The sequence below is a fragment of the Rathayibacter sp. VKM Ac-2762 genome (assembly GCF_009866585.1).
In the GTDB taxonomy this organism is placed as follows: domain Bacteria; phylum Actinomycetota; class Actinomycetes; order Actinomycetales; family Microbacteriaceae; genus Rathayibacter.
Map to the genome: position 1 here is coordinate 3333861 of NZ_CP047419.1, position 11981 is coordinate 3345841.

Below are 11981 nucleotides of genomic sequence, written 5' to 3' on the forward strand. Positions count from 1 at the left end.
GCCCGCTGCCGGACCGGGGCGGGGTCCCTCGCCGCATTCGACACAGGAAGAGGCACATGGCCAGCCAGGATTGGTTCGACAAGGACTTCTACAAGGTCCTCGGCGTGTCCAAGGACGTCTCCGCCGCGGACCTGAAGAAGACCTACCGCAAGCTCGCCCGCCAGTTCCACCCCGACTCCAACCCGGGGGACGCGAAGGCCGAGGCGCGCTTCAAGGAGATCAGCGAGGCGTACACCGTGCTCTCGGACGCCGAGCAGCGCAAGGAGTACGACCAGATCCGCGCCATGGGCGGCGGAGCGCGCTTCACCGCGGGAGGCCAGCCCGGAGGGTTCGACGACGTCTTCGGCGGCATGTTCGGCCAGGGCGGGCGCACCTCGTACAGCACCCAGCAGGGCCCGCCGCCCGGCTTCGAGGACATCCTCGGCGGCATGTTCGGCGGCGGAGGCAGCCGCTTCGGCCAGCCCAGCGGCGGCTACCGCGGCTTCGGCGGCCCGCAGAAGGGCGCCGACGTCACCGCCAGCACCACCATCGACTTCCGCACCGCGACCCGGGGTGACACCGTCCAGCTGCAGACCGGCGACGGGCGCACCCTCTCGGTGCGCATCCCGGCCGGCGTGGCCGACGACCAGAAGATCCGCGTCCGCGGCAAGGGCCGCCCCAGCCCGGACGGCGGCGATCCCGGCGACCTGGTGCTCACCGTCTCGGTCCGCAAGCATCCGGTGTTCGAGCGCGACGGGCTGAACCTGCGCGTGACGGTCCCCGTGACCTTCGTCGAGGCCGTCTTCGGCGCGACGATCGAGGTGCCGACCCTCGGCGGCGAGCCCGTCAAGCTCCGGGTCGCCGCAGGCACCCCGAGCGGCCGCGTCCTGCGCGTCAAGGGCCGCGGCGTCACGACTCCCAAGGGCACGGGCGACCTGCTCGCGGTCCTGCAGGTCGCCGTCCCGAGCCACCTGTCCGCCGCCGCCCGTGAAGCCCTCGAGGCCTACGCCGCCGCCGAGCCGGACGAGGACCCGCGCGAGGACATCCTGGAGAAGGCCCGCTACTAGCACCGGATCGGCGCGACCGGTCGGAGGAGGAGACATGGACGAGAACACGCCCGTCTTCGCGATCGCCGTCGCCGCCGAGCTGGCGGGGATGCACCCGCAGACGCTCCGGCAGTACGACCGGCTCGGGCTCGTGAGCCCGACCCGCACCGCGGGCAAGTCGCGCCGCTACTCGATGCGCGACGTGGTGCAGCTGCGCGAGGTCGCCCGGCTCTCCTCCGAGGGCGTCTCGCTCGAGGGCATCGCGCGCATCCTGCAGCTCGAGAACCAGGTGCAGTCGCTCTCGCAGCGGGTGCGCGAGCTGGAGTCGGCCCTCGCCGACGAGCTCCTGAACCGGCCGGGCCGCCGCGTGTTCGCCGCCGGACTCGAGGGGGACGTGGTCACTCTGCGCCACGGCACGCGCGCGCAGCGCCGGACCGAGCTGGTCGTCTGGCGCCCCGCGCCACGATCAGAGGCCGACGACGACGCCACGCCCTGAACGAGGGGTAGCCTGACCGGGCGCCGCCCCGTCATCGCGGCGCCCGTCCCTCCGCTCGGGGCGGAGAGCAGGAGGACCGCCGTGGACCACGACAGCAGCACCCCGCGCGACGAGCGCGACGCCCGCCAGGAGCAGGCGTCGGACGCCTCGCGACAGGAGCAGGCCCCGGACGCCACGCGCGCGTCCCGCAGGACGCCCGTCGTCCCCGACAACGGGTTCTCCCGCGAGTCCTACGCGATCCACGCCGCCCGCAGCGACCTCCCCCTCTTCTCGGATGCGCTGAACGCCGGCCGCGACGACTCCGGCTGGCTGTCGTCGCTCTCGAGCACCCTCGCCGGTCCCACCGGGCCGGTCGGCTCCCCGGACTCGGCCGCCGAGACGGCGCAGGCCGCGCTCGACCGCCGCACTCGCCGTCGGAGCGACGAGTCCGACTCCTGAGCCGCGGCTCCGGCTAGTCGCGCAGGCGCGTCGCGGCCATCCGGGCGTCGACCAGGCGGCCGCCACTGAGGCGGGCGAGGATCACGGAGCCGAACGGCAGCGCGCGCACGAGGGGCAGGCCCTCGACCCGCTCCTCGTCCGTGTAGCCGAGGAGGACGTACATCCCGACCACGGCGATCGCGGCGATCGTCGCGACCCGCGCCGGGATCTGGTCCATCGTGCCGCCTCCGCCGTCGATCGGCTCGGCGAGCGTGACGCACATGAGGAAGATCGACGCGTAGACCGCCAGGTGCACGTGGGAGCGGCTCCACGGGCGCGCGAGCGCGGCGATCGGCAGGATCCAGAGGGCGTACCAGGGGTGGATGGCGGTCGACGCCGTCACGAACGCGAGCAGCGCACCGGACAGGCGGGCGAGCGGATCGATGGAGCGCCGCGACAGCATGAGGCGCGCAGCGATCAGGCCGGCGAGCCCGAGCGCGAGGATCTTGACCACGGCGATCGCCGCGGCGGGGTCGTGACCGGTGAACTCGACGGCGCGGGAGACCGAGACCGTGACGAACGACATCGGCGCGTACCAGTGCAGGATCGAGCCGGGCACGACCATCGCCGCGACCCAGCCGACCCCGACGCCCGCGAGCAGCCCGACGGCGACCACGAGGCCGAGCGCTCCGGCGCCCGTCCAGAGCCAGCCGCGGGTGCGCTCACGCCACGTCGCGTCGTGGCGCAGCCACAGGAGCGCGAGCACGGGGAGCGCGATCACGGCGATCGGCTTGATCGCGATCGCTCCGGCCATCAGCACGACGGCGGCGATGCGCCGGTCGGTCTGGGCGTAGTAGAGCGACGCGAGGATGAGCGCCAGCATCACGGAGTCGTTGTGGCCGGCGACGACGAAGAGCACGAGGGTCAGCGGGTTGGCGACGATCGTCCAGGCGGTGAGCGGGACCGAGAGGCCGCGCAGGCGCGCCAGGCGGAGCGCGTAGACGGCCATGACGGCGACGCCCGCGACCGACACGGCGCGGAGCATCGCGATCGAGAGCTCCGGTGCGCCGTAGCCCGCGAACTGCACGGCGGTGCGCTCGATCAGGAGGTAGAGGGGCCCGTAGGGCGTGGGCGTGTCGGCCCAGAGCGGGTCGACGCCGAGGTCGAACCAGCCCGGGAGCGTCGCGACGCCGTGGGTGTAGGGGTCGATGCCCTGTGTCATCAGGCGACCCTGCGCCACGTAGGAGAACATGTCGTGGCTGAACAGCGGCACCGTCACGAGGAGCGGAGCGGTCCAGGCGAGGGCCGCCACCACGATGGTGCGGACGGAGCCGGGGCCCGCCGCGAGAGCGACCGTGCGCAGGCGGAGCCACGCGATCAGCAGCAGCATCCCGCCGCCCACGACGAGGGCGCCGCTGGACTCGGTGAGCCAGCCCGTGGCGCGGATCGAGGCGACGAGAGGCCAGTCGCGGATGGGCGAGCCGGCGGGCAGGTAGCCCACGCCGAGCGAGCCGAGGAGGATCGCGATCGAGCCCAGCAGGCCCGTCGCCAGCGGTGCGGCCTCCATGAAGCGGAGCCGCGGTCGGCGCTGCCGTCCCGTTGCCCGGGCCGTGTCCGGCCGCTCGATCGTCCCCCGTGAAGCCATCGGAGCCACGCTAAAGGATGGGACTCCGAAGTGCATGGACGGCCGGTGAACGGTTGATCAGTCGGCGCTCAGGTTGTACAAGCACCCTCACGTGCACCGATCAGGGCAGGCGCGGCACCGGGGCCGGCTCCGCGAAGCGCAGCTGGTTGCCGAACGGATCGATCACGTCGAGCGCGAAGCCGAACGGCGTGCGGGTGATCCGCGGGTTGAGGTAGGGGTACGCCTTCGCGTCGAGCTCGGCGTGCAGCTCGCGGACACCGCGGAGGGCGACGTGCACCGCGGCGCCGGGACTGCCGTCGCGGTGGTGCTCGCTGAGGTGCAGGCGGAGCCCCGAGCGCGACACCTGCAGGTAGAGGGGGGCGTCGAGCGCGGCGCGGTGCTCCCAGTCCACCTCGAAGCCGAGGTAGTCGACGTAGAACTCGCCCGCCTTGGCGACCGAGAAGATCCGCAGGATGGGCACGGCCGCCTCCAGTCGCACCGGCTCGAGCCGGTCCGGCTCCTCCGCGCTCGACCGGTCCCGTGCACGCCGTCTCGTCTCCACGCCACGAGGCTAGCCGCCCCGCGGTCGGCCCGGAGCCGGAGGGTCAGTCGACGAGATCGAGACCGCGCAGCAGCCGGAGGGTCTCGACCCCGGCGGGCGGGCAGCGGCCCGCATCGGAGCCGTCGACCCAGTGCAGCGAGTCGATCTCGCCGCTCGGGCGCGCCTCCCGGTCGAGCTCGGCGGCGAAGACGCTCATGTGGACCTCCCGCCCCTCCGGCTCGCCGTGCGCCTGGGTGCGGACGGTGAACAGGGGCTCGAGGCCGAGCGCGACGGCGCCGAGCTCCTCGCGGGCCTCGCGGGCCGCCGCCTCGATCCCGCTCTCGCCCTCGTCGACCTTGCCGCCGGGGAGGTAGAGGGCGTCGCGGCCCCGCGCCGTGACCATCAGGACGCGCCGGTCGCGGAGGACGGCGACGGCGGACACGACGATCGGCGGGAGGGTGCTCATCCGCTCATCATGCCCGCCGCGGACGGACCGTCGCGGCGCCCCCGCGGCTACCATGGGGGCACACCAGAAGGACGCGCGCAGCCGGCGCGCGCCGGGGCCCCGTGCGCCCGAACAGCTGAGGAGCAACCCGTGGCAGAACCCACCACCCTCGACAAAGTCATCACCCTCGCGCAGCACAGGGGATTCGTCTTCCCCTCGGGTGAGATCTACGGGGGCACCCGCTCCGCGTGGGACTACGGGCCGCTCGGCGTGGAGTTCAAGGAGAACATCAAGCGCCAGTGGTGGAAGACCTTCGTGCAGGGCCGGGGCGACGTCGTCGGCCTGGACTCCGCGGTCATCCTGCCCACGGCGATCTGGCACGCCTCGGGACACGTCGGCGTCTTCTCGGACCCGCTGACCGAGTCGCTGATCACCCACAAGCGCTACCGCGCCGACCACCTCTTCGAGAAGTACGAGGAGGTCAACGGCCACCCGCCCGTGAACGGCCTCGCCGACATCCCCGACCCGGAGCACCCCGACAAGGTCGGCCAGTGGACCGAGATCAAGCAGTTCTCGGGCCTGATGAAGACCTACCTCGGCGTCGTCGACGACGAGTCGGGGCTGCACTACCTGCGTCCCGAGACCGCCCAGGGCATCTTCACCAACTTCGCGAACGTGCTGCAGAGCGCCCGTCGCAAGCCGCCCTTCGGCATCGGCCAGATCGGCAAGGCGTTCCGCAACGAGATCACCCCCGGCAACTTCATCTTCCGCACCCGCGAGTTCGAGCAGATGGAGCTCGAGTTCTTCGTCGAGCCCGGCACGGACGAGGAGTGGCAGGAGACCTGGATGCAGCTCGCCTGGGACTGGTTCGTCGGGCTCGGGATGAACCCCGAGAACATCCGGCAGTACGAGCACCCGAAGGACAAGCTCTCCCACTACTCGAAGCGCACCGTCGACATCGAGTACCGCTTCAGCTTCGCCTCGGGCGAGTGGGGCGAGCTGATGGGAGTCGCGAACCGCACCGACTACGACCTCAAGACGCACATCGAGCACTCGGGCAAGGACCTCTCGTTCTTCGACCAGAACAAGAACGAGCGCTACGTGCCGTTCGTGATCGAGCCGTCGTTCGGCCTCACCCGCGCGCTCATGGCGTTCCTCGTCGACGCCTACGAGGAGCAGGAGCTGCCGCCGAACGCCAAGGGCAAGGTCGAGACGCGGACCGTGCTGCACCTCGACCCGCGCCTCGCGCCGGTGAAGGTGGCCGTGCTGCCGCTCTCGCGCAACGAGGCCCTCTCGCCGCTCGCGCGCCGCGTCGCCGACCAGCTGCGCCAGCTCTGGAACGTCGACTTCGACGACTCCGGAGCGATCGGCCGCCGCTACCGCCGCCAGGACGAGATCGGCACCCCGTACTGCGTGACCGTCGACTTCGACTCGCTCGAGGACGACGCCGTGACCGTCCGCGACCGCGACACGATGAAGCAGGAGCGCATCCCGCTCGAGCAGCTCGAGTCGTACCTCTTCACCGGGCTCCGCGGGGCCTGACGCTCCTCCGGGACGCCGCCGACCGGACGGGCCGGCGGCGTCCCGCCGAACGCGGTCCAGCCGGCCCTGCGGTCAGCGCTCGCGGGCGAGCAGGGCGAAGACGAGGGTCGAGGTCCACTCGCCCTTGCAGAACTCGTCCTCCCGGTGGTGCGCCTCGAGGCGCATCCCGAGGCGCTCGCAGAGGCGGGCGGAGGCGGTGTTCCGAGCGTCGAGCTGCGCGATCACGCGGTGGGCGCCGAGGGTGTCGAACGCGAGGTCGAGCAGCGCCAGGGCGGCCTCGGTCGCGTAGCCGCGCCCCTGCGCCTCCGGGTGCAGCACCCAGCCGATCTCGACCGCCTCCTGCTCGACGGACGTCGCGATGAGCGTGAGGTCGCCGATCATCCGCCCGGCGAGGACGCCCTCCCGGGGGACGATCGCCAGCACGGCCACGTCGCCGTCGGCGGCGAGCCGTGTCGAGGGGAGGCGGCGCTGCAGGTGCGCCCGCGACTCCTCGGGGGTGCGCACCGGCCAGCGGAGGAACCGGACGGCGTCGGCGTCGCCCTGGTAGCGCGCGTGGTCCTCGGCGTCCTCCGGTCCGAGGGGACGCAGGAGCAGGCGCTCGGTGAGCAGCGGCGCGGAGCGCAGCGGTTCCGCGTCGAAGGGGAGCCGGAGGCTCACGCGGTAGCGGCGTCAGAGTCGGGGCGCGCGGCGGCGGGCTCGGCCGGGACCTCGATGCCGAAGAGCGCCTCGAGCCCGGTGAGGTACGCCTCCTGCGCTCCGGCGCGCGCGTAGTCGCGGGCGCGGACGCTCGGGGTGTGCAGCAGCACGCCGGCGAGGTGGCGGAGCGCCTGCTCGGTGCGGCCGTCCTCGTCGCCGCGCGAGCGGGCCCGCTCGATCTCGGCGTCGAGCGCGTCGAACACGTGGGCGCGCAGGGCGACGACGGCCGGAGTGAGGCTCTTCTCGTCGGCGACGTCCGAGAACTTCCGGGCCGCCTTGTCGACGAGCGCGCGCGCCTGCTGTGACGCGTCGAGCACGTCGAGAGGCGCGTGCAGGCTGATCGTCTCGAGGTCGAGGAGCTCGACGCCGGCGACCGAGGTGACGTCGGAGGCGACGTTGCGCGGCAGGCCCAGGTCGATCACGAGCTGGCGCTCGCGGGAGAAGCCCTGGAGGCGCCCGGCGGCGAGCAGAGCGGCGTCGAGCACCGGCTCCTGGGTCGTGGTGCAGGTGATGACGATGTCGGCCGAGACCGCCTCGAGCGCGAGATCGGCGGCGGCGATGGGCCGGAGCGAGCGGCGGGCGGCGAAGCCCTCGGCGCGGCCGGAGGGGGAGTGCACGGCGATGTCCACCACTCCGCGGTCGCGCAGGGCCGCGACGGTCGCCCGCGCGTAGCTGCCGGTGCCGACGAGGAGGACGCGGGCGGCCCGCCAGTCGGTGACGCGGCTCGCGGCCAGGTCGAGCGCGAGGCGCACGATCGAGCGGCCGGCGCTGCCGAGGCCGGTGCGGTTCTTGATGCCGCGCGAGGTCTGCGAGGCGCGCTGGAACAGCCGCTCGAGCTCGGAGGAGGTGGTGCCGAGGCGGCGCGCCTCCTCGAGGGACCGGCGGACCTGGCCCGCGATCTCGCCCTCGCCGACCACGACGGACTCGAGCCCGCTGGAGACGGCGAAGAGGTGCTCGGCCACCCGGTCGCCCGAGACGACGTCGACGCTCCCGCGCAGCTCGTCCTGCTCGACGCCGGTCGCGGCGCTGACGGCGGCGGTGGCGGCCTCGACGGCGACGGCCTGCGCGGCGGTCAGCGGCTCCTCGATGTCGAGGTAGGCCTCGAAGCGGTTGCAGGTCGCGACGACGACGGCTCCGGAGACGAAGTCGATCCCCTCGGAGAGGGCCGCGGTCACGGCGGAGGAGTCGACGGAGAGCTTCTCGAGGAGATCGAAGCTGGCGTTCTTGTGCGACGCCGTCAGACACAGAAGCACCACGTCAGTCTACGCGCGCTCTGCGGGGCGGGGTCCCCGGACTGGGGAGGAATGCACGGATGCGCCTGGAATAATGCCGCGGTGACCTCCCCCACCGACGGCCTGCTCGATCCGCTGCACCCCCTCTCCGCCGGCCGCACGGCCGACTCGCTGCTCCTGCGCGCCTACCGCTCCGAGCGGGGCGAGAGGACGCCCGTCTGGTTCATGCGACAGGCCGGCCGCAGCCTCCCGGAGTACCGGGCCCTGCGCACCGACACGAAGATGCTCGACGCCTGCCTCGACCCGGCGCTGGCGAGCGAGATCACCCTGCAGCCGGTGCGGCGCCACGGAGTGGACGCGGCCATCTTCTTCAGCGACATCGTGATCCCGCTGCGGCTCGCGGGCGTCGGCGTCGACATCGTCCCCGGGCGCGGTCCGGTGCTCGAGAAGCCGGTGCGCACGGCCGCCGACGTCGCCGAGCTCGCCTCGATCGACCCGTCCGTGCTCGACGAGACGCTCGAGCCCATCCGCGAGGGCGTGCGCAGCACCGTCGCGGGCCTCGGCGACACCCCGCTCATCGGCTTCGCCGGCGCTCCCTTCACCCTGGCCGCCTACCTGGTGGAGGGCGGCCCGTCCAAGGACCACCTGCGCGCGCGGACGATGATGCACGCCGACCCCGCCGCCTGGGCCCAGCTGATGGAGTGGACCGCCGAGGTCACCGGCCGCTTCCTCCGCGCGCAGGTGCTCGCCGGGGCCAGCGCCGCGCAGCTCTTCGACTCCTGGGCCGGGGCGCTCTCGCTCTCGGACTACACGACCCACGTCGCTCCCGCCTCCGCGCGCGCCCTCGTCCACGTGCGCGACCTGGCGTTCGACCACGGGGAGACGCGCCGCAACGTCCCGATCGTGCACTTCGGCGTCGGCACCGGCGAGCTGCTCGGAGCGATGCACGGCATCGGCGCCGACGTGGTGGGCGTCGACTACCGGATCCCGCTCGACGAGGCCAACCACCGCCTCGGCGGCTTCGTGCCGGTGCAGGGCAACGTCGACCCGGCGCTGCTGACCGCGCCGTGGGAGGTCCTCGAGGCCCACGTCGACGACGTGCTCCGCCGAGGCCTGAGCGCCCCCGCGCATGTGCTCAACCTCGGCCACGGCGTGCCGCCCGAGACCGACCCCGACGTGCTCACGCGCCTCGTCGCGTTCGTGCACGCCTGGCGGCCGTGAGCGAGGAGCGCCCCCGCGACGCGGCGTCGTACGACGTCGCGATCGTCGGCGGCGGAGTGGCGGGGCTCGCCGCCGCCGCGGAGTGCCTGCGCATCGGCCTGCGCGTCGTGGTGCTCGAGGCGGGGGAGCGGGTCGGGGGCTCGGTCTCCCCGCTCGCGCTGGCCGGCGCTTTGCTCGACGCGGGCGCCGAGAGCTTCGCCACCCGGGGCGGCCACGTCGAGCGGGCGCTCGCCGCGCTGACCCTCGACGGCGTCCCGCTCGCCGAGTCGATCGTCGAGCCGCGGACGCACGGCTCGTGGCTGCACCTCTCGGGCGGCCGCTCCGTGCCGTCGCCCCGGGCCGGCATCCTCGGCATCCCCGGCACGCCGCTCGCCCCCGACGTCGTGCGGGCGATCGGCCGCCGCGGCGCCTGGCGCGCCTGGCTCGACACCCTGATGCCGGTGCTGCGCATCGGCCGCGCCCACTCCCTCGCCGAGCTGGTGCGCACCCGGATGGGCGAGCGCGTGCTCGAGGACCTGGTCGCGCCGGTCGTCTCCGGCGTCTACTCGAGCCGGCCGGACGACATCGACGTCGACCTCGCCGCACCCGGACTGAACGGCGCGCTCACCCGCGCGGGCTCCCTCGCCCGGGCCGTGGCCGCCCTCCGCGCGAACCTCCCGGCCGGAGTCGCGGTCCGCGGGCTCGAGGGCGGGATGCACCGCCTGGTCGCCGCGCTGGTCCAGCGGATCGACTACCTCTCCGGCGAGATCCGCACCGGCGCCTCCGTGCAGCGGCTCGAGGGCTCCGACGGGGACTTCGTCCTGACCCTCGCCGACGGCGCTCTGAGCGCCCGAGCGGTGATCGTCTCGACGCCGGAGCGCGACGCCCGGGCGCTGCTCGCCGGCCTCGCTCCCGCCGTCGCGGACCGCGCAGACGAGGCGCCCCACGACTCCGTCGAGCTGGTGACCCTCGTCCTCGACGACGCCCGCCTGGACGCAGCCCCCCGCGGCTCCGGCGTGCTCGTGGCGCCCATTGCCACCGACGTCACGGCCAAGGCGATCACGCACGCGACCGCGAAGTGGGACTGGCTGGCCGCCTCCCTCCCTCCCGGCCGCCACGTGCTGCGCCTCTCCTACGGGCGCCCGGGCGAGCGCCCGCCGCTCGAGGGGCGCACCGATGCCGAGGCGGCCGCGATCGCCCTGCTCGACGCCTCGACGCTGCTCGGACTCGCCCTCGATCCGGCGTCGCTCGTCGACTCCGCCCGGGTGCGCTGGGCCAACGTCCGGCCCGCCGCGGCGCTGGGCCGCCGCGCGCACCTGGAGGCGTTCCGCGAGGCGCTCCTCCCGATCGAGGGAGTCGCCGTGACCGGCACCTGGATCGCGGGCACGGGCCTCGCCTCGGTGCTCCCGCACGCCGCCGAGACGGCCGCCCTTATCCGGCGCCGACTGGTGCGTCAAGGAGTCGGGCTGCCGAGCGACGCCCGCGACGCCGACGGCTACTCTTAGGCCCAGGCATCCGCGCGAGCGCGCGGCGTGCCCCGGCACGAGTGGTCACCGACCGCGTGGACGATCGCGAGAGCGACCCAGGACGAGGAGTAGGCGTGAAGGGCAAGATTCTTTTCGTGGCAGGAGCCGCAGCCGGGTACGTGCTGGGAGCACGCGCCGGCCGCAAGCGGTACGAGCAGATCGCCTCGGCGGCAGGCCGCTTCTGGCGGACCCAGCCGGTGCAGGACGTCGCGGGCGCCGTCGGCGGTGCCGCGAAGACCCAGCTGAGCAGCGTCTCGGACAAGGCGTACGAGGTCGTGCGCTCGGTGGTCGTCAAGGCCGTGTCCGGCGGCAGGAAGGCCCAGGGAGCGAGCGACGCGGAGGCGTCGGCGGCCGCCCGCAAGGCGGCCTCGAAGGTCGACGAGGCCGCGGCGTCGGCCGGCTCCGGCGGGTCGACGGCGTCCACCTCCACCAGCAGGGCCTAGTGCTCATCCCTCCGGCCGTGCCAGGCGCGCGCCGGCCGGCACGTCCCACCCTCGAGGAGCTCCCGTGGTGAACGAACGCAATCCCAAGAACGCCCGATCACTGGGAGAGCTGGTCAGCGACCTGCCCGGCCTCGTGATCGAGCTCGTCAAGGCCGAGGTCGCCTCGCTGAAGAACGAGCTGGCGGGCAAGGCGAAGAGCGCGGGTCTGGCCGTCGGCCTGTTCGCGGTCGCGGCCTTCCTCCTCCTGACCGCGTGGGCGACGCTGGTCGCCTTCGCGATCATCGGCATCGCCTCCTGGCTTCCGGCCTGGCTGTCGGCGCTGATCGTGACGGTCTTCTTCCTCCTGGTGGCCGTGATCCTCGCCCTCGTCGGCGTGCGCACCATCAAGAAGGCCGTGCCGCCGGTGCCGCAGGACTCGATCGACAGCATCAAGAAGGACGTCCAGGCGTTCAAGGGAGTGGGCAGCTATGACAACTGAGCGATCCGTCAGCAGCACCACGCCCCGCTTCGTCGACCCGGCGGAGCTGAAGCCCGGCCAGCTGAAGGCCGACATCGAGCGCGCCCGCTCCGAGCTCGCCGCGACCCTCGACGCGATCGAGTACAAGGTCAACGTGCCGCGCAAGGTGCGTACCGCCCAGCGGACGATCGAGCGCAAGCTCCAGGTCGTGCGCCGCCAGAACCCCTCCGCGCTGATCGCCGGAGCGGTCGGCGCCGCCGCCGCCGTGGGCCTCGTCGTCTGGGGCGTCGCGAAGCAGATCATCGAGGACTGAGCGCCGGAGGGCCCGGGGCGCTAG

At 73.5% G+C, this 11981-nt stretch carries 14 protein-coding genes; 9 read left to right on the forward strand and 5 right to left on the reverse strand.

Annotated features, from left to right (window positions below):
* Window positions 1-56 precede the first annotated feature (56 nt).
* The 3 genes from GTU71_RS15660 (at window position 57) to GTU71_RS15670 (ending at window position 1959) form a co-directional block, all read left to right on the forward strand.
* Complete coding sequence (locus tag GTU71_RS15660; protein ID WP_104222888.1) at window positions 57-1046, forward strand: DnaJ C-terminal domain-containing protein; 990 nt, start codon at window positions 57-59, stop codon at window positions 1044-1046.
* A gap of 34 nt (window positions 1047-1080) precedes the next feature.
* Window positions 1081-1521 carry a MerR family transcriptional regulator gene (locus GTU71_RS15665; RefSeq protein WP_104222887.1) on the forward strand — a complete coding sequence of 147 codons (441 nt, stop codon included), beginning with the start codon at window positions 1081-1083 and terminating at the stop codon, window positions 1519-1521.
* Window positions 1522-1602: 81 nt separating this feature from the next.
* Window positions 1603-1959, forward strand: a complete 357-nt coding sequence (locus GTU71_RS15670; protein WP_159940957.1) for a hypothetical protein — start codon at window positions 1603-1605, stop codon at window positions 1957-1959.
* Window positions 1960-1972: 13 nt separating this feature from the next.
* Here GTU71_RS15670 and mptB read toward each other — a convergent pair whose 3' ends face one another.
* The 3 genes from mptB to GTU71_RS15685 all read right to left on the reverse strand — a co-directional run bounded on the left by mptB (window position 1973) and on the right by GTU71_RS15685 (window position 4569).
* Window positions 1973-3583 (reverse strand): polyprenol phosphomannose-dependent alpha 1,6 mannosyltransferase MptB, encoded by a 1611-nt coding sequence (mptB, locus tag GTU71_RS15675; protein ID WP_146078786.1) that lies wholly within the window; start codon window positions 3581-3583, stop codon window positions 1973-1975.
* A gap of 100 nt (window positions 3584-3683) precedes the next feature.
* Window positions 3684-4124 carry a glyoxalase superfamily protein gene (locus GTU71_RS15680; RefSeq protein ID WP_208543318.1) on the reverse strand — a complete coding sequence of 147 codons (441 nt, stop codon included), beginning with the start codon at window positions 4122-4124 and terminating at the stop codon, window positions 3684-3686.
* 43 nt (window positions 4125-4167) lie between these two features.
* Complete coding sequence (locus tag GTU71_RS15685; RefSeq protein ID WP_159940959.1) at window positions 4168-4569, reverse strand: NUDIX domain-containing protein; 402 nt, start codon at window positions 4567-4569, stop codon at window positions 4168-4170.
* A 129-nt stretch (window positions 4570-4698) separates the two neighbouring features.
* Here GTU71_RS15685 and GTU71_RS15690 point away from each other — a divergent pair, with 129 nt between their 5' ends.
* The gene (locus GTU71_RS15690; protein ID WP_104226140.1) at window positions 4699-6090 is read left to right on the forward strand and encodes a glycine--tRNA ligase; all 1392 of its coding nucleotides are present in this window, start codon (window positions 4699-4701) and stop codon (window positions 6088-6090) included.
* 72 nt (window positions 6091-6162) lie between these two features.
* On the opposite strand, the gene GTU71_RS15695 is transcribed toward GTU71_RS15690, so the two are convergent.
* Both GTU71_RS15695 and GTU71_RS15700 read right to left on the reverse strand, forming a co-directional pair.
* Complete coding sequence (locus GTU71_RS15695) at window positions 6163-6747, reverse strand: GNAT family protein (RefSeq protein ID WP_244230584.1); 585 nt, start codon at window positions 6745-6747, stop codon at window positions 6163-6165.
* Complete coding sequence (locus GTU71_RS15700; RefSeq protein ID WP_104222952.1) at window positions 6744-8039, reverse strand: glutamyl-tRNA reductase; 1296 nt, start codon at window positions 8037-8039, stop codon at window positions 6744-6746. The genes GTU71_RS15695 and GTU71_RS15700 overlap by 4 nt, the downstream gene beginning before the upstream one ends.
* A gap of 51 nt (window positions 8040-8090) precedes the next feature.
* On the opposite strand from GTU71_RS15700, the gene hemE reads away from it, so the two are divergent.
* From hemE to GTU71_RS15725, 5 genes are all read left to right on the forward strand, one after another.
* On the forward strand, window positions 8091-9239 hold the full coding sequence (gene hemE, locus GTU71_RS15705) for a uroporphyrinogen decarboxylase (protein WP_159940961.1): 1149 nt from the start codon (window positions 8091-8093) through the stop codon (window positions 9237-9239).
* Window positions 9236-10723 (forward strand): FAD-dependent oxidoreductase, encoded by a 1488-nt coding sequence (locus tag GTU71_RS15710; protein WP_244230585.1) that lies wholly within the window; start codon window positions 9236-9238, stop codon window positions 10721-10723. The genes hemE and GTU71_RS15710 overlap by 4 nt, the downstream gene beginning before the upstream one ends.
* A 116-nt stretch (window positions 10724-10839) precedes the next feature.
* Window positions 10840-11187: a YtxH domain-containing protein gene (locus GTU71_RS15715; RefSeq protein WP_159940963.1), complete on the forward strand. Its 348-nt coding sequence runs from the start codon at window positions 10840-10842 to the stop codon at window positions 11185-11187.
* Window positions 11188-11254: 67 nt separating this feature from the next.
* Window positions 11255-11665: a phage holin family protein gene (locus GTU71_RS15720; RefSeq protein ID WP_244229489.1), complete on the forward strand. Its 411-nt coding sequence runs from the start codon at window positions 11255-11257 to the stop codon at window positions 11663-11665.
* Window positions 11655-11957: a DUF3618 domain-containing protein gene (locus GTU71_RS15725; protein ID WP_104222879.1), complete on the forward strand. Its 303-nt coding sequence runs from the start codon at window positions 11655-11657 to the stop codon at window positions 11955-11957. The genes GTU71_RS15720 and GTU71_RS15725 overlap by 11 nt, the downstream gene beginning before the upstream one ends.
* Window positions 11958-11981 lie beyond the last annotated feature (24 nt).

Excerpts from the sequence above, each read along its gene's own strand:
- GTU71_RS15685 (WP_159940959.1), bottom strand. The coding sequence starts at position 4,569 with ATGAGCACCCTCCCGCCGATCGTCGTGTCCGCCGTCGCCGTCCTCCGC.
- mptB (WP_146078786.1), bottom strand. The coding sequence starts at position 3,583 with ATGGCTTCACGGGGGACGATCGAGCGGCCGGACACGGCCCGGGCAACG.
- GTU71_RS15725 (WP_104222879.1), top strand. The coding sequence starts at position 11,655 with ATGACAACTGAGCGATCCGTCAGCAGCACCACGCCCCGCTTCGTCGAC.
- hemE (WP_159940961.1), top strand. The coding sequence starts at position 8,091 with ATGCACGGATGCGCCTGGAATAATGCCGCGGTGACCTCCCCCACCGAC.
- GTU71_RS15665 (WP_104222887.1), top strand. The coding sequence starts at position 1,081 with ATGGACGAGAACACGCCCGTCTTCGCGATCGCCGTCGCCGCCGAGCTG.
- GTU71_RS15660 (WP_104222888.1), top strand. The coding sequence starts at position 57 with ATGGCCAGCCAGGATTGGTTCGACAAGGACTTCTACAAGGTCCTCGGC.